22 protein-coding genes and 3 pseudogenes are annotated in these 23,886 nt (G+C 69.5%); 12 read left to right on the top strand and 13 right to left on the bottom strand.

The features are described 5' to 3' along the window. Nucleotides 1–26: 26 nt before the first annotated feature. The 3 genes from OG440_RS02460 to OG440_RS02450 form a co-directional block, all read right to left on the bottom strand. Nucleotides 27–941 carry a TauD/TfdA dioxygenase family protein gene (locus tag OG440_RS02460; protein WP_406005149.1) on the bottom strand — a complete coding sequence of 305 codons (915 nt, stop codon included), beginning with the start codon at nt 939–941 and terminating at the stop codon, nt 27–29. Nucleotides 942–999: 58 nt separating this feature from the next. Next, nucleotides 1,000–1,974: a quinone oxidoreductase family protein gene (locus OG440_RS02455; protein ID WP_406005148.1), complete on the bottom strand. Its 975-nt coding sequence runs from the start codon at nt 1,972–1,974 to the stop codon at nt 1,000–1,002. 204 nt (nt 1,975–2,178) lie between these two features. Next, complete coding sequence (locus OG440_RS02450; RefSeq protein ID WP_406005147.1) at nt 2,179–3,231, bottom strand: 3-keto-5-aminohexanoate cleavage protein; 1,053 nt, start codon at nt 3,229–3,231, stop codon at nt 2,179–2,181. A 923-nt stretch (nt 3,232–4,154) separates the two neighbouring features. Between OG440_RS02450 and OG440_RS02445 the strand changes: the two genes are divergently transcribed. The 4 genes and pseudogenes from OG440_RS02445 (at nt 4,155) to OG440_RS02430 (ending at nt 5,977) form a co-directional block, all read left to right on the top strand. Next, the gene (locus OG440_RS02445; protein ID WP_406005146.1) at nt 4,155–4,973 is read left to right on the top strand and encodes a universal stress protein; all 819 of its coding nucleotides are present in this window, start codon (nt 4,155–4,157) and stop codon (nt 4,971–4,973) included. A 104-nt stretch (nt 4,974–5,077) separates the two neighbouring features. Next, nucleotides 5,078–5,302, top strand: a pseudogene (locus tag OG440_RS02440) (nicotinate phosphoribosyltransferase); the annotation flags it as partial. A gap of 52 nt (nt 5,303–5,354) precedes the next feature. Further along, nucleotides 5,355–5,648 (top strand): hypothetical protein, encoded by a 294-nt coding sequence (locus OG440_RS02435; RefSeq protein WP_406011572.1) that lies wholly within the window; start codon nt 5,355–5,357, stop codon nt 5,646–5,648. A gap of 11 nt (nt 5,649–5,659) precedes the next feature. After that, nucleotides 5,660–5,977 (top strand): DUF1876 domain-containing protein, encoded by a 318-nt coding sequence (locus tag OG440_RS02430; protein WP_406011232.1) that lies wholly within the window; start codon nt 5,660–5,662, stop codon nt 5,975–5,977. Nucleotides 5,978–6,792: 815 nt separating this feature from the next. Here OG440_RS02430 and OG440_RS02425 read toward each other — a convergent pair. The 5 genes from OG440_RS02425 to OG440_RS02405 form a co-directional block, all read right to left on the bottom strand. Beyond that, nucleotides 6,793–7,293: a CBS domain-containing protein gene (locus OG440_RS02425; RefSeq protein WP_406005145.1), complete on the bottom strand. Its 501-nt coding sequence runs from the start codon at nt 7,291–7,293 to the stop codon at nt 6,793–6,795. A gap of 299 nt (nt 7,294–7,592) precedes the next feature. Then, nucleotides 7,593–9,026 (bottom strand): flotillin family protein, encoded by a 1,434-nt coding sequence (locus tag OG440_RS02420; RefSeq protein WP_406005144.1) that lies wholly within the window; start codon nt 9,024–9,026, stop codon nt 7,593–7,595. Nucleotides 9,027–9,104: 78 nt separating this feature from the next. Further along, nucleotides 9,105–9,620, bottom strand: coding sequence for a hypothetical protein (locus tag OG440_RS02415; protein ID WP_406005143.1), 516 nt, complete (start codon nt 9,618–9,620; stop codon nt 9,105–9,107). 253 nt (nt 9,621–9,873) lie between these two features. Continuing rightward, nucleotides 9,874–11,172, bottom strand: a complete 1,299-nt coding sequence (locus OG440_RS02410) for an SLC13 family permease (protein WP_406005142.1) — start codon at nt 11,170–11,172, stop codon at nt 9,874–9,876. Between the two features lie 467 nt (nt 11,173–11,639). After that, on the bottom strand, nt 11,640–12,047 hold the full coding sequence (locus tag OG440_RS02405) for a hypothetical protein (RefSeq protein ID WP_406005141.1): 408 nt from the start codon (nt 12,045–12,047) through the stop codon (nt 11,640–11,642). A 645-nt stretch (nt 12,048–12,692) separates the two neighbouring features. On the opposite strand from OG440_RS02405, the gene OG440_RS02400 reads away from it, so the two are divergent. Next, nucleotides 12,693–14,111: an MFS transporter gene (locus tag OG440_RS02400; RefSeq protein ID WP_406005140.1), complete on the top strand. Its 1,419-nt coding sequence runs from the start codon at nt 12,693–12,695 to the stop codon at nt 14,109–14,111. A gap of 4 nt (nt 14,112–14,115) precedes the next feature. Here the strand turns inward: OG440_RS02400 and OG440_RS02395 are convergent. Then, nucleotides 14,116–14,403 (bottom strand): annotated as a pseudogene (locus OG440_RS02395) (glycoside hydrolase family 15 protein); the annotation flags it as partial. 175 nt (nt 14,404–14,578) lie between these two features. On the opposite strand from OG440_RS02395, the pseudogene OG440_RS02390 reads away from it, so the two are divergent. The 3 genes and pseudogenes from OG440_RS02390 (at nt 14,579) to OG440_RS02380 (ending at nt 17,871) form a co-directional block, all read left to right on the top strand. Next, nucleotides 14,579–16,065: pseudogene (locus OG440_RS02390) on the top strand (APC family permease). Continuing rightward, complete coding sequence (locus OG440_RS02385; RefSeq protein WP_406005139.1) at nt 16,062–16,499, top strand: hypothetical protein; 438 nt, start codon at nt 16,062–16,064, stop codon at nt 16,497–16,499. Before OG440_RS02390 ends, OG440_RS02385 begins: the two are co-directional and overlap by 4 nt. Further along, nucleotides 16,492–17,871: a dipeptidase gene (locus OG440_RS02380; protein ID WP_406005138.1), complete on the top strand. Its 1,380-nt coding sequence runs from the start codon at nt 16,492–16,494 to the stop codon at nt 17,869–17,871. The genes OG440_RS02385 and OG440_RS02380 overlap by 8 nt, the downstream gene beginning before the upstream one ends. Nucleotides 17,872–18,184: 313 nt before the next feature. On the opposite strand, the gene OG440_RS02375 is transcribed toward OG440_RS02380, so the two are convergent. Both OG440_RS02375 and OG440_RS02370 read right to left on the bottom strand, forming a co-directional pair. Beyond that, nucleotides 18,185–18,631, bottom strand: coding sequence for an SHOCT domain-containing protein (locus OG440_RS02375; RefSeq protein WP_406005137.1), 447 nt, complete (start codon nt 18,629–18,631; stop codon nt 18,185–18,187). A 104-nt stretch (nt 18,632–18,735) separates the two neighbouring features. Further along, complete coding sequence (locus OG440_RS02370) at nt 18,736–19,128, bottom strand: three-helix bundle dimerization domain-containing protein (RefSeq protein WP_406005136.1); 393 nt, start codon at nt 19,126–19,128, stop codon at nt 18,736–18,738. 256 nt (nt 19,129–19,384) lie between these two features. Between OG440_RS02370 and OG440_RS02365 the strand changes: the two genes are divergently transcribed. Together OG440_RS02365 and OG440_RS02360 are read left to right on the top strand one after the other, a co-directional pair. Continuing rightward, nucleotides 19,385–19,735 carry a hypothetical protein gene (locus OG440_RS02365; protein ID WP_406005135.1) on the top strand — a complete coding sequence of 117 codons (351 nt, stop codon included), beginning with the start codon at nt 19,385–19,387 and terminating at the stop codon, nt 19,733–19,735. Between the two features lie 102 nt (nt 19,736–19,837). Next, nucleotides 19,838–20,194, top strand: a complete 357-nt coding sequence (locus OG440_RS02360) for a carboxymuconolactone decarboxylase (RefSeq protein WP_406005134.1) — start codon at nt 19,838–19,840, stop codon at nt 20,192–20,194. 180 nt (nt 20,195–20,374) lie between these two features. Here OG440_RS02360 and OG440_RS02355 read toward each other — a convergent pair whose 3' ends face one another. After that, nucleotides 20,375–20,998, bottom strand: a complete 624-nt coding sequence (locus tag OG440_RS02355) for a DUF6461 domain-containing protein (protein WP_406005133.1) — start codon at nt 20,996–20,998, stop codon at nt 20,375–20,377. A gap of 364 nt (nt 20,999–21,362) precedes the next feature. Continuing rightward, entirely contained in the window at nt 21,363–21,956 is a 594-nt protein-coding gene (locus tag OG440_RS02350; protein WP_406005132.1) for a TetR/AcrR family transcriptional regulator, read from the bottom strand. Nucleotides 21,957–22,194: 238 nt separating this feature from the next. Here OG440_RS02350 and OG440_RS02345 point away from each other — a divergent pair, with 238 nt between their 5' ends. Together OG440_RS02345 and OG440_RS02340 are read left to right on the top strand one after the other, a co-directional pair. Beyond that, complete coding sequence (locus OG440_RS02345) at nt 22,195–23,340, top strand: FAD-dependent oxidoreductase (protein ID WP_406005131.1); 1,146 nt, start codon at nt 22,195–22,197, stop codon at nt 23,338–23,340. 142 nt (nt 23,341–23,482) lie between these two features. After that, nucleotides 23,483–23,845, top strand: coding sequence for a hypothetical protein (locus OG440_RS02340; RefSeq protein WP_406005130.1), 363 nt, complete (start codon nt 23,483–23,485; stop codon nt 23,843–23,845). Nucleotides 23,846–23,886 lie beyond the last annotated feature (41 nt).

Here is a 23,886-nt window from a genome sequence, read left to right as displayed (position 1 = left end):
CACCTCACGCGCTTCTGAAGGACGGGTCAGAACGGTCTGTCGCCCACGATCCCGGCGCGCTCCATCTTGCGGACGGCGGGCCAGTAGTCCTGGACGGCGTAGTGCTGGGTGGAGCGGTTGTCCCAGATGGCCACGCTGTTCGGCTGCCAGCGCCAGCGCACCTGGTACTCGGGGACCGCCGCCTGGCTGAGCAGGTAGTTCAGCAGGTGACTCGCCCCCGGGGCGTAGTCCTGCCCGAAGCGCACGTTCTCGGGCGTGTGGAAGTTGACGAAGTGCGTGGTGAAGCTGTTGACGAAGAGGATCCGCTCGCCGGTCTCGGGGTGCGTGCGCACCACCGGGTGCTCCGCGTCGGGGAACCGGGCCTTCAGCTCACGGCGTTTGTCGTCCGGCATGACGGCGCCGAAGGACGCCTCGATGCTGTGCCGTGCCCGCAGGTCCTCGATCTGGGTCCTGACGTGCTCCGGCAGCCGGCGGTATGCCTCGGCCATGTTGATCCAGATGGTGTCCCCGCCGACCGGGGGCGACTCCACGCAGCGCAGCACGGCGCCCATCGCGGGCGTCTCACGCCAGGTGCCGTCGGTGTGCAGGGCGTTCTCGTAGTGCTCCGCCGGGCTGTCGAGATCCTTGTAGATGCGGACCAGACCGGGGTGCTCCGGGTCGCTGCCGGCCACCGGATGGTCCTCCAGCGGGCCGAAGCGCTCGGCGAAGGCGATGTGTTCGGCGCGCGAGATGTCCTGGTCGCGCAGGAACAGGACCTTGTGCCGCAGGAGCAGGGCCCTGATCTCGGCGAACAGATCGTCGTCGCGCGCGGCGTCGCCGAGGTTCACGCCGACGAGTTCGGCGCCGATGGTACAGGTCAGCGGTTCGGCCTTGACCGAGCCGCGGGACCGAGCGCGCACCAGCGCGGGTGCGCCCTCCACCGGGGTGAGGGTCTTTTCCATGTGCTTCCTCCTGGAGAGGGGGGCGTCAGGCCCGCGGTCGACCGCGGGCTCGGAGCTCTTAGAGGACGAAGACGGACGATCCCGTGGTGCTCCCCGCCTCCAGCTCGCGGTGCGCGTGGGCGGCGTCCTCGAGCGCGTAGCGCTGGTTGACCTCGATGGCGATGCGCCCGGAGGCGACGTGGTCGAAGAGCTCGCCCGCCAGTTCGGCCCGCTCCGCGGGGTCGGCGATGTAGTCGGCCAGCGCGGGCCGGGTCACGAACAGCGAGCCGTTGACGGCCAGTTGCATGGCATTGATGGGCGGCACCGGCCCGGAGGCCGTGCCGAAGCACACCAGCAGGCCGCGCCGCCGCAGCGAGGCGAGGGAGCCGGCGAACGTCGATTCGCCGACGCTGTCGAAGACGACGGGCACGCCTTCCCCGCCGGTCAGTTCGCGCACGCGCTCGGCGACGTTCTCGCGCCGGTAGTGAACGATGTGGTCGCAGCCGTGGGCGCGGGCCAGTTCGGCCTTCTCCTCGGTGGAGACGGTGCCGATCACGGTGAGCCCCAGCAGCTTCGCCCACTGGCAGACGATGAGTCCCACGCCGCCGGCCGCCGCGGTGAGCAGGATCGTGTCGCCGGCCTTCAGGGGGTGGATCCTGCGGAGCAGGTACGCGGAGGTGAGTCCGCGCATGGTCATCGCCGCGGCCGTCTCGAAGCCGATCGCGTCCGGCAGTTTGATCAGGGAGTCGGCCGGCATGACCCGCTCCGTGCTGTAGGCGCCGAGCGGGCTTCCTGTGTACGTCACCCGGTCGCCCTCGGCGACCTGCGTCACCCCCTCGCCCACGGCCTCGATCACACCCGCGGCCTCTACGCCCAGACCGGCGGGCAGCGGCGCCGGGTAGAGACCGGTGCGGAAGTAGGTGTCGGCGAAGTTGAGTCCGACTGCTCCGTGCCGGATCCGCACCTCGCCCGGGCCGGGGTCGCCGACGACGACCTCCTCCCGGCGCAGGACGTCGGGACCGCCGGTCTCCTTGAAGCGAATGGCATGGGCCACGGTCGTGCTCCGTTGTTCGTCGCGGACATGCCTCGCGGCCGAGCGCTCGCGGGGCGATGCGGTGAGCCGGGGCGGGCCGCCGGAGCCCGGTGCGGGGCTCCGGCGGCTCAGGGGATCTCGGCCGCCGGCGCCGTGAGCGGGGCGGCCCCGGCGGCCGAGCGGAACCGCGCACGCCGGCTGCGGCGCGGTGGTCCGGTGGCGCGATCAGACGTCGCGCAGCATGAATCCGCGCTGACCGGGACGGCGGTTGGGCACCATGCCGAGCCGGGCCAGGGTCTCGTCGGCGTCCGCGTAGTGCTCGCCGAGCTTGTAGATCTTCCTGGCCTCGGCGCCGGTCGCGATGTCACGGCCGAGCGCTTCGGAGATCTTGACCATCTGCTCGACCTGCTCGACGGAGCTCATGCGCTCGCCCTTACGGCGCCACAGATTGTCCTCGTTGCCCACCCGCACATGCACGCCGAGCGCGATGCCGATCGCGTTCATCGGCGCCACCGCGCGCATCGAGCTCTCCATGGTGAGGACGGCGCCATCCGGTGTGCGGCGGACGAACTCGATCAGGTCGGCGGGGTGCCGGCCCGCGAAACCGCCGCCGATGGCGACGTAGTTGAGGATCAGCGGACCGGTGTGGACGCCGGCCCGGATCAGCCGTTCCACGGTCTCCAGCTGGGCCAGTGTGGCCAGTTGGAAGTGCGGCTGGATGCCGGCGGCGCGCAGGCGCTCGAGGTGCTCGAGGTAGAAGTCGGGGCCCGCTTCGACGACCATGTCGCGGTAGGCCTTGTAGTACTCCGGCTTAGCGATCGAGGTGCCTTCGAGATCGTCGTCGTTCATGATCTCGACGATGTTCATCTGGCTGGTGTTGATCGCGATGGTCACCTGGTCCGGCGCGGGAGTGAGGTCGGCCAGCATGTGACGGGTGTCGTAGCTGAGCCACTTGGCCTCACCGCCCTCGCCCTCGGGGGCGAACGAGATCGACCCGCCGATCTGCAGGACCATGTCCGGTACGGCCTCGCGCAGTCGGCCCAGCAGCTCGTTGAACTTGGACATCCGCTTGGAGCCCTTGCCGTCGAGCTTGCGCACGTGGATGTGCAGCACGGTGGCGCCGGCGTTGTGGCAGTCGACGGCCGCCTGCACGTGCTCGTCCATCGTGAGCGGGAGGTCGTCGGCGTCGCCGGGCAGCCACTCCGGCCCGTACGGAGCCGCCTGGATGACCAGCTTTTCCTGGTTCTCGGGGAAGAGTGAGTCGTCGTGGAAGTGCACGGTCCGTCTCCTTCGTCGGATCGGTGATCACTCGCCGGGCTCCCCCGCTTGCGGCGCGAGGCCGGGGGACGCGGGGCGAGGATCGAAGCGGGGCCGAGGACGCGGGCATGCGGCGACCCGGTTGACGGCCGACCGGTCCGGAGGGGATGTGCACAAGGGGAGTGGCATGTCCCCTCCGGCGGTCGGCCGCGTCTCTGCGGTGCTGCCACGGTAGGGGGCGGCAGGCCCTGCCCGCTTGACCCAAGGAGACGGATGACTTGCCATTTGGGGACAGTGCTCCGCACCGGCCGCACCGGCCGACCAGACCGCACGGCGGTCGCGCGGAGCGACCTTTCCCGGCGAACCGCCCTATTCCGGCCCCGAGTCGGCGGCCCGGGGCCGCTTGGCGAACTCTTGGCCCGCCGCACATCCCGCGTACCGGCGACTTTCACACCGGCGTCATCCGACCCGTCCCTGACGTGCGGTGCCCTTGGAACACCCCTTGCGCGCGCGGTGCGTCCCGAACCGGCAGGCGAAGCCCTTCCCTACGAGAGGTGCCTCACCCATGCCCGAAGTCGACCGCCGCCGATCCTTCAACTCGCGGGCGCCACATCGGCGTTCACCGCGCTCGCGGTAGCGTCGAACGCGCCGCCGCGTTGCCCGCGAACCACCGCACGGGGTCGATCGAGGACATCGAGCACATCATCGTCTCCACGGCGGTCCCCGGCGCGTGCGGTGACGGCCGTGACGGCCCACCCGGCGTTCCGCGCGCGCCGCCCGGCCGCGCGGCTCCTGGGAGGACGGCCGCCGGACCTGCGGCGAGGGCCGTTGTCGTGGCGATCGCCCCCGTCTCGTACCAAGCTGGAGGAGAGGTGAGCGTCGTCATCGGTCCGGAGGCGACGCCCAGGCGGGGGCGGAATCCCCAAAGACGGAGGTGGACGGCGGTGACGCTTCCCCTGATGGTCGGCATCGACGGGTCCGAGGCGAGCCTGGAGGCGGTGGACTGGGCCGCCGACGCGTCGCTCCGGCACCGAGTGCCCCTCCACCTCGTGCACGCGGCTGGGTCCGGCCGTGAAGCGCCCGACCTGGTCGCCGTCGCCGCGGAGCGGGCCAGGCGCCGCGCACCGGACATCCGGCTGTCCGACGAGGTGGTACACGAGGAGGCGGCGTCCGCCCTGGTCGCGAAGGGGCGGAACGCCTTCGCGCTCGTCCTCGGGTCCAGAGGCCTCGGCGATCTCGCCGGGCTGCTCCTGGGCTCGGTCAGCCTGGCCGTGGCCGCCCACGCGGGCTGCCCGGTGGTCGTCGTGCGTGGTGGGGCCGAGCACCGCCCCGGCCGGTTCGGGAGCGTTGTCGTCGGCGTCGAGGACGGGGAGGGCAGCGACACGGCCCTGCAGTTCGCCTTCCGCGAGGCGCACCTGCGGCACAGCCGCCTGCTCGCGGTGCACGCCTGGACCGTGCCGGTCGGGAACCCCGGACCACCCGGGCTGTCCGGCTACGCGCTGCAGGCCGAGCGGCGACCGCCGGCCGAGGTGCTCGCCGACAAGCTGGCCGGTCCCGCCGAGCGGTATCCCGACGTCGCGGTGAGCAGTGAGGTGGTCGAGGGCTCGGCACGACACGCGCTCCTGGACGAGGCGTCCCGAGCGGATCTCCTCGTCGTCGGGGCCCGTCGGCGCCACGGGCACATCGGACTCCAACTGGGGCTGGTCAACCATGCGGTGCTGCATCACGCGCCGTGCCCGGTCGTGCTCGTGCCCCGGCTGTGACCGGTCCGCAGGTGCCGGTGGACGCCGCACGGGAGCGGGCCGAGCCCTTGTGGTCCGTGCGTCTGCCCAGGTGACGGCCTGAGACCCGAGAGAGGATGTCCACGATGTCGGAGGCGACGACCACCGACCTCTACGAGGTCACGATGGCGCTCACCTACCTGCGGGAGGGCATGACCGCGCCCGCCACGTTCAGTCTGTTCGCCCGTGACCTGCCGCCCGACCGGGGCTTCCTGGTGGCGGCGGGCCTGGAGTCGTCACTGGAGTTCCTGTCCGGCTTCCGTGTCGGCTCCGAGGACGTGCAGGCTTACGCCTCGGCGCTGCACGGGCCCGCTGAGCGGCCCCGGGGCAGAAGCAGGTCTTCCGCCGCCCGGGACGGCCGACGTGATCGGCCTGCGGGACGAGCGTCCTCCGCAGGCGGGCGTGTCGCTCCTGGAGACGGTGATGCGCGGCGGCCGGCGCACTGCGGAGCGCCCCGCCCTGACGACGGGCGCGGAGCGGCTTCTCGCGGATCTGGCCTGGCTGCCGCCCGAGACCCGCCGGATCCGAGCACCCGTCGCGCCGCGGGCGGTGACCTCCGAGCGGTTGGCCGCCTTGGCCGAGGAGGTCCGCCACCGTATCGACGAGTCGGCCCCGGCCCCCCGGCCCCCTGGACCTCAGCGATCCGTCTCGACGTGAGGAGCAGAACGATGCCGCATACCGAGGAGTGGAAGGTCCGGCTCTACCTCTTCGAGGAAGACGACAGGACCAAGGCACGCGTGGTGCTGGATACCGGCACCACGGAACTCACCGGCCACGGAGCCGCGCACCGCAACCCCGCCGACCCGGACGTACCGGAAATCGGTGACGAGCTGGCGGCGGGCCGCGCCCTGTACGACCTCGGCCGGCAGCTCGTGGAGGTGGCCGACCGCGACCTCGAGGGAATGAACCCGCCGGAGGACGGGCGCAGCGCCGGTCCCTCGGCCGGCCGGACCGCGCCGATATCGGAGCACGTACGGCGAGGATGACACCGAGCACCGGCGCCGCGGCGTCTCCACGGGGGCGGGCGGCCGTCTCCGTCGGGCGGTGTCCCGGAGTCTTCCCGGCCCGAGGTCCGCAGGACCCGTCGAGCCGCTGTGAGCTGCGGCCCGCCGTCGATCCCGGACCGCTCGGAGCCGCACGGCCCAAAGGGCAGGACCCTGGGGACCGACCGGCCCATGCGTCGCGTGGGCACCGGACGGAGAGTGAAGCAGGCACGTATCCGACATGATGGTTCTCGTACGGCCCGGGGCCGCAGGAAGGCCGAGATCGCCTCGGGGGAGTCGTCGATGACGGCGCGCCGCCCGAGCGGCGTGAGGGCGCACGGCTCCGGGTCGATGCCGCACAGCGCGGTGATCGGGGTGACGATCTGAAGTGCCAGCGAAGGGGAAGAAGTCCACTCCCACGGCCGGGGAGGTGCGGGCCGATGCGCTGCGGCTGCTGGGGTGCGTGCGGATAGCCACGGCCCGGCAGATGGCTCAGGTGATCACGGAGGAGGATCGGGACGGCCGGTCGTATGCGCGCAGGGCGATGAAGGTCTGGCGGAGCTGGGGCTGGCGGAGACGAACGGCAAAGACGGCAAGCATCAGATCTGGAACCTGACCCCGGCAGGGCAGAAGGCTCTGGCCGACGGCAACGAGCGGCCGCCCCGCTCGAAGGCCGGCACCGGCGCGAAGGCCGTGAAGCCCGGGTTCGGACCGCTCGGTGTCGCCGTGACCGACCATCCTCGGCTGCACCGACACGGTCCTCGCCGGCGGCTTTGCCCATTTTGGGCAGCTGACACCGCGCGAGTCTCACTGCTCTTTCACGTACTGCCCAACGCACCTGCGGAGCCCAGCAGTTCATGCAGGAGATGCGAGGCCGTGATCACTCCTAGGAGTTGCGTACCGCCTTGTTCTCGGCTGCCCGGGCCGGCCTTGACCTTCTCGGTGACCGCCACCAGAGGGCTGTGTGCCTGTGCCATCAGCGCGGCCACCTCCAGCGCGGTGTCGTCCGGGTCGGCGATCGGCGGGGGTGCCGCCTTGCTGGACAGGCAGTCCCCGACACGTCGGCCGGCCAGCGCCTGGCAAAGCCGGTCGGCGTGCTTCTCATCGATCACGGCGGCGAGGGTGGGGTCTTCGACGACGTAGGCGGGCAGCAGCACTTTGATCATCTGCGAGGCGGGCAGGATCGCCTTCGGCTCGCCCCGTGCATCCAGTACCAGCAGGCCTGGCAGCTTGTGCTCGGCCATCAGCCTGGCCGCGTCCATGGCGTCGCTGTCGACGCTCACCGTTTCGTATTCGACCGCCAGGTCACGAGCGCGCACGGCGGGCTCCTTTTCCACTGGAGATGTTCCTGTAGCCAGGGTCGTACGTCGTCGGAGTGGGGGCCAGGACATCGACGGGGATCATGCGTGCGGTTCCTTGTGTACCCGTTGGGCGTCCGGGTGCCGGCCGATGTTCATCCGGAGCCCGTCAGCGACGTGTCCTGGGCAGCGGTGTGAGCCGCGTAGGGGGAAGACCGTGCCTGTGCTGGTAGCGGCCGTGACGCCGGGCGGCGTTGGCCGGCGGGCGCCCGGGCCGGTTCGAGGACCGTCCGGGCGCGCTGCGCCGTCGGGCGTCGACGTCAGCCGGTGACCTCGATCTTTCCGTTGGTCTCGGCAGGCGCCGTGGTCGCGGCCTGTGTCCTGTCGGCCCGCTGGGTCATGCCCTTCAGCAGTTCGGTGAGGTCGACTCCGGTGGTGGAGCTGAGGAGTTCGACGCCCTGGGCGACGTTGTCGGCGACCGTGCGAGAGAGCTGGGAGGCGCCGTCGGTGGAGATGACCGTCATCTTGTCGATGGCGCTCAGCGGTTCGGACGCCTTGGCCACCACGCTGGGCAGGACCTCGACGAGCATCTGGAGGACGGCAGCGTCGCCGTACCGGGCGAACGCGTCGGCCTTCTTCTGCATCGCCTCGGCCTCGGCGGTGCCCTTCGCTGCGATCGCGGCGGCCTCGGCCTCACCCTCGATGCGGACCGCGTCGGCGAGCGCGGCGCGGTGTGCCTTCTCGCCCTCACCGGTCAGCCGGGAGCGCTGGGCGTCGGCTTCGGCCTGCTTGACCAGGGCGATGCGGCGGGCTTCGGCCTCCTGTTCGGCCTGGTAGCGGGCGGCGTCGGCGGGCTTGCGGACCTTGGTGTCCAGTTCGCGGTCGGTCAGCGCGGCCTGCCGCTGGGCGACCTTCTCCTGCTCGGCGAGGACCTCCTGCGAGCGCGCGGCTTCGGCCAGCGGGCCGGCGGCAGCGGCGCGGGCGGCGGCTTCGTCTGTCTCGGCCTTGATCTCCGCCTGCTTGAGCGCGAAGGTCCGCTGCGCGATCGCGATCTCCTCCTCGGCCTTCAGCCGGGCCTGCTCGGCGGCGCGGCGGGCGACGGCCTCGGCGATGTCGGCCTCCTGCTTGGCGCGGGCGGCCTCCGGGCGGCCGAGGTCTTCCAGGTAGGAGCCCTCGGTGCTGATGTCCTGGATCTGGAAGGCGTCCAGCACCAGACCCTGCCCCGACAGGCTCGCCTCGGCCTCCTCCGCGACCTGTCCCGCGAAGGCGGCGCGGTCGCGGATGATGTCCTCCACCGACATCCGGCCGACGATGGCGCGCAGCGCGCCGGAGAGCACCTCCTGAGTGAAGCCGACGATGCCGTCCTGCTGCATCAAAAACCGCTGGGCGGCGGCACGGATGGAATCCTCGCTGCCGCCGACCTTGACGATGGCCACGCCTTCGAGATGGGCCTTGACACCGCGCAGGGTGACCGCGCCGCGCACCGCCACCGGGATGTGCCGGGAGGAAAGGTCGAGGGTGAACTTCTGCTGGACGAACGGCACGACGAACACGCCGCCGCCGACCACGACCTTCTGCCCGCTGTTGTCGGTGAAGATCCGGCCGGTCTCCGGATCGGTGGCCTTCTTGCCGCGCCGCCCGGTGACGATGAACGCCTCACTGGGACCGGCCACCTTGTAACGCGTGACGACGACGAGAGCCAGCAGGACCAGGAGTACGACCACTCCCACGACCGCGACAAGGACAGGACTCATGACAATGCCCCTCTTGGAAACCCAGCCCCCTGTGTGCGGGGCGGAACGAATGAACGACAACGACGAACGGACGAAGGCTCAGCGGTCGACAGGGCGTACCGCCACGGAGGTCGCCGACAGGGCTTGTTCGACCCACACCTCGGTACCGCGCTCGACGGGGCCGGCGCTCTTCGCCGCGTACTTCACCGGCTGGCCCGCCAGGTACACCAGCACCTCGCCGTAACCGTCGGCCGGGATCGGCGTGACCACGGAGCCGGACGTGCCCACCAGGTCCGTACCGCGCGGGCTTGTGCCGGGCTCCTCCCGCATCAGAGCCCGGCTGAGGCGCCAGGTCAGCCAGCCCGCCCCCACTCCCGCGCCCGCACCCACCGCGGCCGCGCCACCGGCCCCGAGGCCCGTACTGCCCAGCACGATCGCCCCGCCGAAGCCGAGCATCGAGACGAATCCGGCGATCACCGGCAGTGACAGCAGCCCGTCGAACAGCCCCTCCCACGCGCCGACGCCGTCGAAGAGCCCCTCAAGGAGACCGTCGAAGACAAGTGCGAACACCAGCAGGACGAGACCCGCGATGCCGAGACCCAGAAACAGAGTCACGGAACTCCACCTCCCCCGCTGCCGTCCGCGCCACGCCACGGGGATGCTCCCACGCGCCGACTGCTGCGGTCATTGCCGGGTTCCGGTAGTCTTCACACGCTTTTTCGTGCCTGCTCTGCGCGTGTGCGGACCGGGCGGCCGAGGAGCGCGGCCAGGCCGCCGACGGGCCGCGGCGCGTCCCATAGGGTCCTGGGGCGCAATCCGCATCCGAGTGGAACTTCCGCACCTGACCGTGCCGCGCCTCTCCTCCAGGTCAGGCGAGGGCGAAGTAGCGCAGCCACACATATCCCGCCGACAGGGCCATGGTGACGGCGGTGACGACCAGGCCGTACTTGGTGAACTGCCAGAAGGAGATGGGCTGCCGGGCGCGTTCGGCGATGCCCAGCACAACCACGTTGGCGCTCGCGCCGATCGCGGTGGCGTTGCCGCCGAGGTCAGCGCCGATGGCCAGGGCCCACCACATGACGTGGTCGCCCGAACCGCCCATCGACTGCACCAGGTCGCTGGTGATGGGGGCCATGGTGGCGACGTAGGGGATGTTGTCCACGACGCCCGAGAGCACGGCTGACGCGCCGAGCAGCAGCATCGAGCCGCCGAGTTCGTTGTCCCCGATGGCGTCGGCGAGGGCCTTGGAGACCTCGCCGATCACGCCCGTCTCGATCAGACCACCGATCATGATGAACAGCCCGGCGAAGAACGCGAGAGTGGGCCACTCGACCTCGCCCAGCACCTCCCCGGTCTCCACGGCGGACACCGCGATGAGCAGGCCCGCGCCCAGCAGGGCAACGACGCTGGGCTCGTAGTGCAGCACCGGGTGCAGCACGAAACCGACGACGACCAGAGCGAGCACCACCAGTCCCTGGACGAGCAGCCGGGGGTCCTTGATCGCCTCCCCCTCCTCCAGCGCCATGACCTCCTCGGCGCGCGCCTCGTCGTAGACGAAGGATCTGCGGAACAAGAAGCGGCACAGGACGGCGAGGACGACGACCAGGACCGCGGCCAGCGGGGCGAGGTGGACCAGGAAGTCGTTGAAGGTCAGGCCGGCCCGGCTGGCGATGATGATGTTGGGCGGGTCACCGACCAGCGTCGCGATGCCGCCGATGTTGGATGCGAACACCTCGGCGATCAGGAACGGGGCTGCGGGCAGGGCCAGGCGCTCGCAGACCAGCAGGGTGACCGGGGCGACGAGCAGGACCGTGGTGACGTTGTCGAGCAGTGCCGAGGCCGTCGCCGTGATCACGATGAGCATGACCATCACGCGGAAGGGTCTGGCGCGAGCCCGCTTCACCGCCCAGATGGCCAGGTACTCGAACAGTCCGGTCTTCTTCAGTACGCCGACGATCATCATCATGCCCATGAGCAGGAAGATGACGTTCCAGTCGACGCCGCTGTGCTCGGAGAAGAAGGCGGATTTGTCGTCGGTCGCGCCGATCGCGAGCATCAGCGCGGCGCCCCCGAGGGCGGCCCCCACGCGGTGGATCTTCTCGCTGATGATCAGTCCGTACGTCGCGACGAAGACGATGATCGCCGCCCAGCTCTGCCAGCCGTTCACGTTCCTCCGATGAGTCGTTCCATCAGGCGGGCGGCCCTCAGCGCGACCCCAGCTCGCGGGTGACACCGTCTGGCGCAGGACCGGCCATGCCCGGTCGTGCGGGATGGTGCAGCGCCGCCCAGTGGACACGTTCAGCTTCTGGGCGAGCCCCGCCCAACCGGGTCGGCACGAGGAACACGAGCAGCAATTGCTTGCGGGGAGCGGGCGGGGGTAGGCGGCCGGGGTGGTCGGGGGCAGGGGGATCTCGTCCAGCCGTAGTCTGCGGGTGCCGTCCGGGCCGGGGAGTGCGAAGCGGACGTCGCGACCGTCGCTGAGGTCATGCGGGATGCCGCGGGCGGGCCGGGGTCGGCACGGGCAAGGGAGAGACTCCCGGGCGTGGGGGCGCAGGGCAGCGGACCGTCCGCACGGAAGAGGACGGTCCGCCTCATCATGCCTGTCCCCGACGCACCGGGTGGCGGGCCCCCGGATCAGGCGTTGCCGGTGGAGATGCTGAGCCACGGCGTCCAGGTCGAACAGTTCTCCCAGCCGATGTCGTTGGAGTAGTTGCGCAGACAGACCTTGATCCGGACCTTGTGCTCCTCGGCGAAGTCGTAGTTGCACTCTTCGCGGCCGCTGAACGCACCGCCGGTCGCCTTGCACTCGCCCTCGCGGCCGTAGTCGGTCTCCCAGCGGGTGACGGTGCTCTTGTGGTCCTCCCCGAGGTCGTTCGCCATGATCCAGTCACCGTCGGCCTGGAAGGCGCCCTCGCCCTTGTAGTCGGACGTGTAGGCGTGCTGCGGCCATGCGGTCGGGTACCAGGTGGCGTGAGCTGGTACGGCCATGAGAGTGACTCCCGCGCCGGCGGCGGCGAGCGTGAAGCTGATCTTCTTCAACAAGGCGTGTCCTTTTGGCGGTCGGGCCGTCGGTGCAGGCCTGAGTGCCGAGGAGCGTATGCGCAAACAGGCGTTCGCAGAAGATGCATCTGTGCTCAACCCGCCCTGTTCTGGGCTCACTTGTGCATGATCGAGGCCTGTAACCCGTCCTCCGGGCATTACCGCGGTCAGTTCCCGGGCCTCTTCGGAGCTCCGCGCGAACACGTGCGGGCGCGCCACTCCCGGTGAGGAGGCGACCAGGCTTGGGCAGGGCATTGCGGCTCCGTACAGGGCCCGTTGCTTCCCCAGCGCGTACACCACCACTCCGTAGGCGTACTCCGACTTTCAGGGCAGCGTTGGTTGGGTGAGCCCGGTGTTCGTGCTGCCGCGGCCGAAGGCGGTCGGGCTGAAGGTGTACCCGGCGTGTCTGGCTGGCGCGCCGGAGCCGACGCCGCAGGTCGTCTTGCTCGAGGGCGAGGACCTCGTCCAGGCGCCAGCCCTCTTGCTGAGGGAGTCGACGAGAGAAGGCCGCTGCTGCGCGCCTTCGGCCCGACGGCGGTTTGCCATGCGACGGTCGTGGCGACGGTTGCGTTCCGTCAGCGCCAGTTGTTCGCGGACGGAAGTCGCATCCCTCAGAACATCGGACTTGGTGGATGGGCAGGTGGCGGTATGGCGGGGACGGCAGCGGCGGGGGCGCGGCGGGTGCTTGCTCCGCTGGCGTTGGCGCAGTTCATCTGCAGCTTCGCCGGCTCGAACATGAACGTGATGATCAATGACATCAGTGAGGATCTGGACACCACTGTGCAGGGTGTCCAGGTTGCGATCACGATCTTCCTGCTGGTGATGGCCGCGCTGATGATCCCGGGCGGGAAGCTGACGGACAAGTGGGGGCGTAAGCGCTGCCTGCTGGCGGGTCTCGTGGTCTACGGGGTGGGGGCGGTGCTCAGTGCGGCCGCGCCGGGGCTGGGTGTGCTGATCCTCGGGAATTCGGTCCTGGAGGGTGTGGGTACGGCGCTGCTGATCCCGCCGGTCTACATCCTGACCACACTGCTGTTCACCGACACGGCTTCCCGGGCGCGTGCGTTCGGCGCGATCATGGCGATGGGCGGGATCGGGGCGGCTGCCGGTCCGCTGATCGGCGGGCTGATCACGAGTGCGCTCAGCTGGCGGGCCGCGTTCGTGTTCCAGGCGCTGGTGATCGTGGTGATCGTTGTGCTCAGCCGACAGATCACCGATCCGCTGCCGGCGGAGCCGGCCCGGCCGTTCGACACGGTCGGGGCGGTGCTGTCGGCGGCGGGCCTGGTGCTGCTGGTGACGGGCATCCTGGCCGTCGACAACAACGGCTGGCTGGCGCTGGGTCTGTTGCTGGCCGGTGCGTTGGTGCTCTTCTGTTTCTTCGCCTGGGTGCGTGGCCGCGAGCGCGCCGGCCGGGAGGCGCTGCTGTCGACGGAGCTGTTCCGTAACCGCACTTCCAACCTCGGCCTGGTCACGCAGAACACGCAGTGGCTGCTGCTGATGGGCGTCTCCTTCACCGTCGCCGCGTATCTGCAGGTCGTCCGCGGCTACGACGCGATCGAGACCGGCGTCATCTTCACCGCCGCGACGCTCGGCGTCCTCGCCACATCGCTGGCGGCCGAGAAGCTGGCCCGGCGCCATGCGCAGCGCACCCTCATCATGGCGGGCTTCGTCGTGACGATCGCCGGTATCGTCGTGCTCCTCGCCCTGGTCGCCTGGCGGCCTGGTGCCTGGGCGTTCGCCCCAGGCCTGCTGCTGATCGGACTGGGGCTGGGGGTGATGCTCACTCCGTCGGTGAACGTGGTCCAGTCGTGCTTTTCCGAGTCGCAGCAGGGCGAGATCTCCGGGCTGTCGCGCAGCATCTCCAACCTCGGCTCTTCGCTCGGCACGGCCGTGGCGGGCACGATCTTGGTGTCGGGGCTCAGCAAGGGTGCGTACGCGGTGGCGATGGCGGCGCTCGCGGTCGTCGGCCTGGGCGGGCTGACCGCCGCGGGCCTGTTGCCGCACGCCGGTCGGCCTCATGCCACCGGAGCGGGGACGGCGGCACCGCGGCCGCCCGGGGCGCGGCAGTGACCGTGCCGTCGGGGGAGGCGGCGGGGTCGTAGCGGTAGACGAGGCTGTCGCTGACGAGTTCGCGGTCCATGGCGTCGAGGGTGCTCAGCCAGTCGGGGTCGGTGGGGGTGAGGAAGCCGACCTTGGGCATGAGGAGCAGGGACGCGTCGAGGACGTCGGTGTCGTAGTGCCGGACGAAGGCGCGGCGCTCCGTGCTCCAGCCGTGCTCCGCGATCTGCCGGAAGACCGCGTCGCAGGCGTCCTGCCAGCGGGTGAGGTCGCCGGGCCGGGAGTGGGCGATGGCGAGTCTGATCGCCAGGTGTCGCGGTAGTCCCAGTTGCGCTCTCCGCCGATCTGTTCGGGCAGCGCCATGGAGGCGGCAGCGAACGGGTGTCCCCGACCCTCACAGCCTAGTCAGACGTGCGAGCGCCACACATTGTTATCAGAGTTGGGCATGACGTGATCGTTGTGCGGAGGAGAGGCACATGATGAGCACTGCCGATGTCCCCGCGGACGACGCCGGCCGACCGGCCGGGACCAAGCCGCTGACCGAGGCGCGCTCTGCGGCGACGGTCCAGAAGATCCCCTGGCTGACGCTGGCGATGATGACGACAGCCTCCGTCGCGAGTCGGCTTCACCCACCATGGCCGTGTACGGCCTGGCGTGTGTCTTCCTTTATCTTGTCCCGGCCATCGTGTTCCTGCTGCCCACCGCACTGGTGTCGGCCGAGCTGGCGTCCGGCTGGAGCGGCGGGGTCTACAACTGGGTGGCCCAGGGACTGTCGAAGCCTTTGGGCTTCCTGGCCGTCTGGTGCCAGTTCGCCATGACGATCTTCTACTACCCCAGCCTGCTCGCGTTCGTGGCCAGCACGATCTCGTACGTGATCAATCCGGCGCTGGCAAACAACGGCGTGTACACCGCGATCGTCATCGTGGTCCTGTACTGGAGCGGCGTGTGGGTGTCCTCGCGCGGTACGAACGCCGTGGCGGGGCTGGCCTCGTGGGGCCTGGTCATCGGAACGCTGGTCCCCGGCACGCTCCTGGTCGTTCTGGGCTTCGTCTTCCTCGGGCAGGGGAATCCCTCGGCGGCGCCCATGACCGGCTCGCATCTCTTCCCCCAGTGGACCGGCATCGCCAGCCTGGTTCTGATCGTGAACAACTTCCTCAGCTACTCGGGGATGGAGATGAACGCGGTCCACGTCAACAAGCTGCGCAACCCGGCCAAGGAGTTCCCGAAGTCGATGTTCCTGGCCATGGGCCTGGTCCTGCTGATCTTTATCCTGCCCGCCCTGGCCATCAGCTGGGTCATCCCGGCGGATCAGCTCAGCCTCACCGCGGGCGTGATGCAGGCCTTCGACGCCTTCTTCCAGTACTTCCACATCGGCTGGCTGGTCCCGATCGTGGCGGTCGCGCTGTGTGCCGCCTCTCTCGGCGGGATGCTCACCTGGTTGGCCGGGCCTTCCAAGGGCCTGCTGCTCATCTCCCGGGAGGAGGGCTACCTGCCCCCCTTCCTCCAGAAGCTCAACGAGCACGGCATCCAGCAGAACATCCTGATCACCCAGGGCCTGCTCACCACGGTCATCGCCCTGCTGTACGCGCTGATCCCGGACGTCTCCAGCGTCTACTGGATCTTCTCGGTCATCACCACGCAGGTGTACCTGATCATGTATCTGCTGATGTTCCTGGCCGCCATCCAACTGCGCCGCAAGCAGCCCGACCATCCTCGCGGCTACCGCGCGCCGATCCTCACCACGATCTGCGTCGTGGGCTTCGTCGCCTCGGCGCTGGCCATGGCGATCGGCTTCATCCCCTCCTCGCAGTTCGGAGGCGGCAGCGTCTGGGCGTACATCGGCATCGTCGGCGGCGGTCTTCTGCTGCTCGGAGTGATCATCCCGTTCGGCTTCCTCAAGGCCCGTAGACCCAGTTGGCGCCAACGCGACGTCGGCACCGCCCAGGTCGACGGAGGTGCGGCATGAGTCCCACCCGGATGTGGTCCGAGCACCGCTGGATCTTCATCGGATCGATCGTGGTACTGGTCGGCATGATGATCGCCGGACTGTTCACGTACACGCAGCAGAAGGCCACCAACGAGGCTCACCGGAAGGCGAACGAGCTGAACGACGCCCTCGTCGCCAAGGGGTTCGCCGCCCGCAACACGACCAACATCGCCAACACCCTCGGCGCCGACGGCGGGCCGGTCTGTGACGGCCCCAACTCGGCTCTGCGGCGCGGTCTGTGGCTGATTCAGCTGTCCAACGGCGCGAGTGGTCCCGGCATGCGTCCGGTCATCTCCGACCGGCGGATCCTGGAAGCGGGCGCGACCGTGATCGCGGTCTACTGCCCGGAGAAGCTGGAGAAATACAAGCAGAAGATCAACGACCTCAAGACCGAGGATGTGATCCGTGACTGAGGTCCCGCACGGGAGCGGCCTGGCTGACGACCTCGCCGGACGGGTGTCCGCCCTGATGCCCCGGGCGAAGGCGGAACTCGCCGCGCTGGTCGCGATCCCCTCGGTCGCGGACCCCCGGCAGTTCCCGCCGGAAGACTGTCGCCGCGCCGCCGAGTGGGTCGCCGCAGCCTTCACCGAAGCTGGCCTTGATGACGTCAGGCTCGCGGAGACACCGGACGGCAGCCACGCGGTGCTCGGCCACCGTCCGCCGCCACCTGGCGCCCCCACGGTCCTGCTGTACTGCCATTACGACGTGCAGCCGCCGCTCGACGACTCCGCCTGGCAGTCACCGCCGTTCGAACTCACGGAACGCGACGGCCGCTGGTACGGACGCGGAACGGCCGACTGCAAAGGCAACATCCTCATGCACCTCACCGCCCTGCGCGCCCTGGGCGATGACATCCCCGTCGGCCTCAAACTCGTCGCCGAGGGGTCAGAAGAACAGGGCACCGGGGGGCTGGAAGCCTACGTCTCCGACCACCCGGACGACCTGCGCGCGGACGCGCTGCTCATCTGCGACACCGGCAACGCCGCCGTGGGCACCCCCACCGCCACCACTGTCCTGCGAGGCCTGGCCAACATCGTCGTGACCGTCTCCACACTGGCCGGTGACCTTCACTCGGGCATGTTCGGCGGACCTGCCCCCGACGCCCTGGCGGCGTTGATCCGGATGCTGGACTCCTTGCGCGACGCTGAAGGGGCAACCCGTGTCGACGGCCTGGACGGTGATGGCATCTGGGAGGGAATCGGCTACGACGAGCAGCAGTTCCGCGCCGACGCGGCGGTCCTCGACGGGGTCGAACTGCTCGGTTCGGGCAGCGTCGCCGACAGGTTGTGGGCGCGCCCTGCCGTCACCGTCCTCGGCATCGACTGCCCCCCGGTCGTCGGCTCCGCCGCCGCCGTACCCGCCCGCGCCAGAGCCCGGGTCAGCCTCCGCGTGCCGCCCGGTATGAGCTCCGCGGCGGCCACCGACGCGCTGACGGCCCATCTGAAAGCCGCCGCTCCCTGGGGCGCACGGGTCGAGGTGCAGCGTGAGGGCTCAGGATCGCCCTTCCGCGCGGCCACGACCGGCCCTGCATACACCGCGCTCGACCACGCCATGCGGGACGCCTACGGCAAGCCGGTCTCCTTTCTCGGCCAGGGTGGGTCGATCCCGCTGTGCAATGTCCTGTCCGACACCTTCCCCGACGCCGAGCTGATCCTGATGGGCGTCGAGGAGCCACGGTGCCTGATCCACGCGCCGAACGAGAGCGTGGATCCTTCCGAGATCGAGCGGATGGCCCTGGTGGAAGCCCTCTTCCTCCACCACTACGCCGACCTCGTCGGCACCTGACCCGACTTGTCCTGGCCGAAGCCGAGGCCGAGGCCATCGCCCAGGCTGAAGCCGACAGCCGAAGCGCTTCCCGAGATGCAGCTCCCCGAGCAGATGGCTTCCGCGCTGTTGTCACCAGTGTCGACCGGCGCGGGTGGCGGGGCCGGCTGTCGTCAGCTGAGGCAAGTGAGCCTTTTCGAACTCAGGGGCCCGGTCGCCATCACCGAGCGCCTCACCGCGCCGGTGCTCACGCCGGGACGCCGGCCCGGCCGGTGGCAGGACCCGCCCCGAGCAAGGGCTGCCCGGTGCTGTGGAGGCGTGCCGACGGTGGTGATCAGCGGGAGCCGGATGCAGCCGTCGAGCCGGCCCGGCTTGTGGGACCGCTCAGGACCAGTTCTTTCGCCCGCTGGAATTCCTCGGGGGTGATGTGGCCTTGCGCGCGCAGTTCCGAGAGCTTGGCGAGTTCGTCGGCGCTGCCGGGTCGGGCGCTGCCGGCCGTCTCCTTGACGTAGGAGTCGAACGCTCGCTTCTGTTCGACCTTCTGTGCCGTCTCGCGGCGGCCCATGTCCTTGCCGCGGGCGATCAGGTAGACGAAGACGCCCAGGAACGGCAGCACGATCACGAAGACGAGCCAGCCTGTCTTGCCCCAGCCGCTCAACGAGTCGTCGCGGAAGATGTCGAAGACGATCTTGAAGAGCAGGACGAACCACATGATCCAGAGGAAGAACCACAGCATGGTCCAGAAGGCGCCGAGCAGGGGGTAGTCGTACGCGAGGTACATAGAGGTGACCCTTCTTCTGCCTTGCGGGTTTCCGCGGGAAAGAGTCTCTTCGATCACGATGACCGAAAGGAAAGCCGGATCCCTCACCCGATACAGGTGAACTTCTACTGGCCCTGATCACTGGCTGGGCGAGTGCCTTTCCCTGAAAGACGCGGTGTCAGGAGTCTGGAGAACACCGATGCGCGGGAAGAGGATCCCCTGCGGCTCGCCGCGTCGCCGTGAGGCGTGGACGGAGCCTGCGCCGGGGCGATCCCGGATGCGTGACGTGTGTGTGCAACGTCGTCCGCCTCCCGCACTGCCGCGGAGGCGAGGATCGATCGGGCACGGCGTTCGACGAGTACGGGCACGAAATCACGAACTCTGCTGTCGTCGAAGTGCTCCGCAGCGGCGGCCACTGCCGCATCGACCTGTCCGGAACCACACCGGCCTTGATAGGCGATGCGGAGCCTTTCGGCGACCCGCCGAACGGCGTCTGCTTCAGTCGATTCACGGGCCATCTGCAACCTCCCGTATCGAACATCGTGCACCCGAAATGCTCCGCAGGCCAGCAGAGAAGTCCCCCCAGGCACTGACTGAAATGGACTCGACACCGACGGCCCCGGAGCCGGAACACAAGCAGGCTCCAGTGACCGTCAAGTCGCGAGGGCCGGAACCAGGACGCAAAATCACATGTGCCGAAGCATGTGTTCCCAGAAACGAAACGTGTGCCGGCCAAGCCCCCTGTCGGGTATTGCCAGCAGGATGGAGACCGGTATGCAGACGACCCCTCCGTTCGAAAGCTGGGCGCTGCATTGGGCGGCGACTGCTCGCGGCGTGCCTCAAGGAGGCCTGCTCGCCGGATTTCTCGTCGACCTGGTGGCGGGCACCAGCCCTGTACGCCGGGCCGACAGCGTCTGCTTCCCGCTTGACCTTGCGGCGCGTGCCTTGGGTGCGACGCCGGCGCACCTCAACTCGGCACTGCGAGCACTCTCCGAAGCGCGTCTGCTGACCTGGCACGCCGACGGCATGCCAGAGGCGCCGGACGTCACCGTGACTCTCCTGCTCCCCATGTCCAACACGTCCGCGGCCGGCCGGGAGGACACGTCGACGCGCGCCACCATCTGAGGCTGCCTACCCTTGAGGCACAGCCGCGCGGCGCACAGGGGAAGTTCACACGCCGGCGGAGGGGGCAAACCGGATCCCTACAGCACGGAAGGCGGTCCCGCCATGGCCACTGCGTCTGACACTCCCGTACTCGACACCCTCGCCGCCATGACCGTCGACTCCATCGAGCGCTGTCACATGGACGAGCGGACGCTCCTCCTCACCCGCGTCGCCGCGCTGGTCGCCATGGACGCACCGGCGATCTCCTACCTCGCGCACATCAACCCCGCGATCAAGGCCGACTTCACCGTCGAGCAGCTTCAGGACCTGCTCGTCGCCATCGCCCCCGTCGTGGGGACGGCACGTGTCATGTCGGCCGCGGGCCATATCGCCCAGGCGTTCGGCGTCGCGATCGTCCTGGCCGAGGCCGAGGCCGAGGCCATCGCCCAGGCTGAAGCCGACAGCCGCGGTGCTTCCTGAGATGCGGTACCCCAAGCAGATGGCTTCCGCGCTGTTGCCACCCGTGTCGACCGGCGCGGGTGGCTGTGGGAATACCCGATAGCGTGGCTGATGTCGGTGGGACCCGCTGAAGCACACGCGCGCCTGATCGGTTGCCGACCCGTCGTTCGGGCTGACCGACGTCATCGATGTTGTGAGGTCTTACAAGAGCTCGACAGTCCCGGGCGGAACCGGTCCCTCGCCCGCGTAGGTGTCGCCCAGTGGCCCCGACGATGCGTCGTCCTCGGCGAGCGTCAGGCTGGGCCAGGGTCCGGCGAGGGTGGCGTCGTCCAGGGTGATGCCGAGGTGGTCCAGCACGAGGGCCACCACAGGTGCCATCCCGACATCCTCTCCTTCGTGCGTGGCGAGCGCCGCTTCCACCCGATCCCACCATGGGCCGAACGGTTCGGACCGGGTGTGCTCCATGCCTGGCTCGAAGTGCTCGACGCATTCGCCGTCACGCCAGTACTGGAAGACGTCGATTCCGTCGGCCGTCGCCAGGCTGTATGTCTCAGTGCCGCGAGACAACTCCGCGAGCGATTCTTCCCCGAAGCCGATGCCACCTTCCTCCTCGACACAGAAGGCCCATTCATCGAGCCTCCCGGCCCGCAGCAGCGAGACCATCGCGTCACCGGAGTCGCCCGGGGCCAGGTCCGAGGCTGTGTCCCAGTCGAGCAGGCGTGCCTGGTCCGGGTCGGCCCCGTACCGGGCGAAGACCTCCTCGGGGCTCAGGTCGCGGGTGAAGGTGACGCACATCCAGGCCACCGCCCAGCGGAGCGAATCCATGTCCGCGTCTGTCTTCACGTTTGCCTTTTGATCTTCCTGATGCGGTTCACGGGTGCCGCCTCGGCTGGGGTGCATGCGGGAGGGGAGGCCCGACCTGCCGCGGACGGGGTCGTGGTCGGGGCGGCCGTGCGTGGCCGGGGCGTTCCGCGGGAAGCTCCGTCGTTCTCGGGGTGCCGGCGTCGCCACGGGCCGGTTCCCGGGGTGGGAGCTTGTGCTCTTAGGACTGGGAGCGGAATGAGGTGCTCGCCACTCTGGAATGACGGAATGTCAGTTCTCGGTGTCAGGCCGGGGATGGGTGCGACCGAAACGCGTAGTGGGGCAAGCCGAGGCTGGTCGAGGACGGGCCCAGGAAACGTCCCGGGCGCTACGGCGCGGGCGGCTTGCTTGGCGGTTCCCAGCCGTGGGTGAGGATGTCGAAGAGTGCCTCGACGGCGGCCCGGCGGTCCTGCCGGCCGCGAGCGAGGGCCGGGATCTCGAGTACGAATCGAGCAAGACCCGCACATGCGAGGTTGTCGTGGTCCACGCCGAACTCGTCTGCGATGGCTGCGCTGAGGCTGTCGGTGTAGCGGGTCCACATGCGTTCGGCGTAGGCGCGCAGCACCGGCGTGGAGTTCACCAGGTGGGTGAACTCGGCCGCTTGAGGATGTGCCTCGATCGCTGGCCAAGTGTCCAGGACGTGCTGTCGGAGGGCGTCGAGGATGCTCTGCCCGGAGGGCCGCTGCCGCACCGCGGCGATCAATTGTGACTCTCGGTCTTCGTCCTGGTCGAAGACCAGCGCCTCCTTGCCGCTGAAGTGCTTGAACACGGTAGCGGTCGACACGTCGGCGGCGTCGGCGATGTCACGGATGCTCACCTGGTCGTAGCCGCACTGGAGGAAGAGTTGCAGTGCGGCGTCGGCGATCGCCTGCCGGGTGGCCGCCTTCTTGCGGTCGCGGCGGCTGGGAGAGGGCGCGGTCATGGTGGGAGCGTACCCGACAGTCGAATCGGTCACTAAGTAGAGTCGTTGTACTTTTCGAGTTGCTCTGATTTTATAGGCGTAGCGAGTACGGGAGCGGCACATCCTCGTCGGCCTGGTCATCGTGAGCACCGTGCCGACCGGTTCATCAGCGAGGCCCCACCGCGTGGCACGTCCGGTAACGAGGTCGACGACGCCCTGCCCTGCTCGCCCCCCTCTTCGTCGACTGAAAGGGACAACCATGAACTCCCCAGAGCCCGCCCGGGCCCGCATCAGCATCATCGGTGCCGGTCCCGGCGGACTGACCTGCGCACGCATCCTCCAGCGGCGCGGCATAGCGGTCACCGTCTACGACCGCGACCCGGGCCCCGACGCGCGCAACCAGGGCGGCACCCTCGACCTGCACGCCGACAACGGCCAGATCGCCCTGCGCGAAGCCGGTCTGCTCGACGAGTTCTTCAAGCTCGCCCGCCCCGAAGGGCAGGAAATGCGTCAGATGGACCCGACCGGCACGATCACGTCCCATGAAGTCCCGGAGGCCGGCGAACTCTTCAAGCCGGAAATCGACCGCGGCCAGCTGCGTAACCTGCTGCTCGACTCCCTGCGACCGGGAACCGTGCACTGGGGCCGCGCCCTCGACACGATCAGCGGACCCGCCGACGGGCCGCGGCGGCTGCACTTCGCCGACGGCACCAGCATCGGGACCGATCTGGTCATCGGCGCCGACGGCGCCTCCTCCCGGGTGCGCCCGGCCGTGTCTCCCGCCGTCCCCGAGTACACCGGGGTGAGCTTCCTGGAAGCGTGGTTCTCAGACGTCGAGAACCGGCACCCGGACATTGCCGAGCTGGTCGGCCCGGGCAGCGCCCACGCAGCCGACGGCGAGCGCGGCCTGTTCGCCCAGCGCAACAGCGGAAACCACATCCGCGTCTACATCATCCGACGAGTCCCGGTCGACTGGATCGGCGTAGGCGGCCTGACCGCCGAGGACACCGACGGCATCCGCGCCCTGCTCCTAAGCGAGTACGCCCACTGGTCGCCCCGCATGCGCCAGATGATCACCGAGAACGACGGCCCCTACGTCGACCGTCCCATCTTCGCCCTCCCGGTGCCGCATGCCTGGGAACACAACCCGACGGTGACCCTGCTCGGCGACGCCGCCCACCTCATGCCCCCGCTCGGCGTCGGCGTCAACCTCGCCATGCTCGATGCCAGCGAACTCGCCCTCGCTCTCGCGAACGCCGCCACCGTCGACGACGCGATCCGCACCTACGAGAAGACCATGCTCCCCCGCTCCACCGAGACGGCCAAGGCCCTCGAAGGCGGCGCCGAGCACCTGCTGTCCGCAGGCGTACCCGACGTCGGCAGCAACAACGACGCTCACCTCTGAGGACTGGGATCAGACCGAGGTCTTCAGCCGTCGCCAACAGATGATGCGCAGCCGAGGGTGATGAAGGCTTGGTGAATGTCGTCCCGGATCTCCCAGCGGATGCGCAGGCGCCGGAACCAGGCGCGCTGGCGCTGATGGAGTCATGACCCGCTGGGAGCTTCAGGGGGAGGCGTTCCGCGACGCCGAGGCCGTGGCGAAGATCATCGAGTCCAAGCGGGAGGACAAGCCGCTGCCTGAGGCGCCCGAACCGAAGGAGCAGGGGCAGGTCCTGGACCTGATGGCCGCGCTGCAGGAGTTGGTGCGCAAGGCCAAGACCTCCCGTGGCGAAACCGACGACACCGAGGCCGACGTCCACGACCTCGCACAGCCGAAGAAGAAGACAGCCGCCAAGAAGGCAGCGAAGAAGGCGCCGGCCAAGAGGACGACGCAGCCGGCCGGCGCGAAGAAGACGGCAGCTAAGGAGACCGCGAGGAAGATGCCGGCGCGCAGACCGCGCAGAGCGTGACGCATCCGCACGGCCGCGCGGCGGGGAAGAGGGAGGCAGGG

This window comes from Streptomyces sp. NBC_00637, from assembly GCF_045161545.1.
GTDB lineage: Bacteria > Actinomycetota > Actinomycetes > Streptomycetales > Streptomycetaceae > Streptomyces.
Note: the sequence above shows the minus strand (reverse complement) of the source record. Positions and strands in the feature narration are given on the sequence as shown.

What these genes read in the sequence shown, in the direction of transcription:
- OG440_RS02375 (WP_406005137.1), bottom strand. Translation starts at nt 18,631, where the DNA reads ATGTACCTCGCGTACGACTACCCCCTGCTCGGCGCCTTCTGGACCATG.
- OG440_RS02400 (WP_406005140.1), top strand. Translation starts at nt 12,693, where the DNA reads ATGGCGGGGACGGCAGCGGCGGGGGCGCGGCGGGTGCTTGCTCCGCTG.
- OG440_RS02420 (WP_406005144.1), bottom strand. Translation starts at nt 9,026, where the DNA reads ATGAGTCCTGTCCTTGTCGCGGTCGTGGGAGTGGTCGTACTCCTGGTC.
- OG440_RS02360 (WP_406005134.1), top strand. Translation starts at nt 19,838, where the DNA reads ATGGCCACTGCGTCTGACACTCCCGTACTCGACACCCTCGCCGCCATG.
- OG440_RS02365 (WP_406005135.1), top strand. Translation starts at nt 19,385, where the DNA reads ATGCAGACGACCCCTCCGTTCGAAAGCTGGGCGCTGCATTGGGCGGCG.
- OG440_RS02430 (WP_406011232.1), top strand. Translation starts at nt 5,660, where the DNA reads ATGCCGCATACCGAGGAGTGGAAGGTCCGGCTCTACCTCTTCGAGGAA.
- OG440_RS02345 (WP_406005131.1), top strand. Translation starts at nt 22,195, where the DNA reads ATGAACTCCCCAGAGCCCGCCCGGGCCCGCATCAGCATCATCGGTGCC.
- OG440_RS02460 (WP_406005149.1), bottom strand. Translation starts at nt 941, where the DNA reads ATGGAAAAGACCCTCACCCCGGTGGAGGGCGCACCCGCGCTGGTGCGC.
- OG440_RS02385 (WP_406005139.1), top strand. Translation starts at nt 16,062, where the DNA reads ATGAGTCCCACCCGGATGTGGTCCGAGCACCGCTGGATCTTCATCGGA.
- OG440_RS02370 (WP_406005136.1), bottom strand. Translation starts at nt 19,128, where the DNA reads ATGGCCCGTGAATCGACTGAAGCAGACGCCGTTCGGCGGGTCGCCGAA.
- OG440_RS02340 (WP_406005130.1), top strand. Translation starts at nt 23,483, where the DNA reads ATGACCCGCTGGGAGCTTCAGGGGGAGGCGTTCCGCGACGCCGAGGCC.
- OG440_RS02350 (WP_406005132.1), bottom strand. Translation starts at nt 21,956, where the DNA reads ATGACCGCGCCCTCTCCCAGCCGCCGCGACCGCAAGAAGGCGGCCACC.
- OG440_RS02355 (WP_406005133.1), bottom strand. Translation starts at nt 20,998, where the DNA reads ATGGATTCGCTCCGCTGGGCGGTGGCCTGGATGTGCGTCACCTTCACC.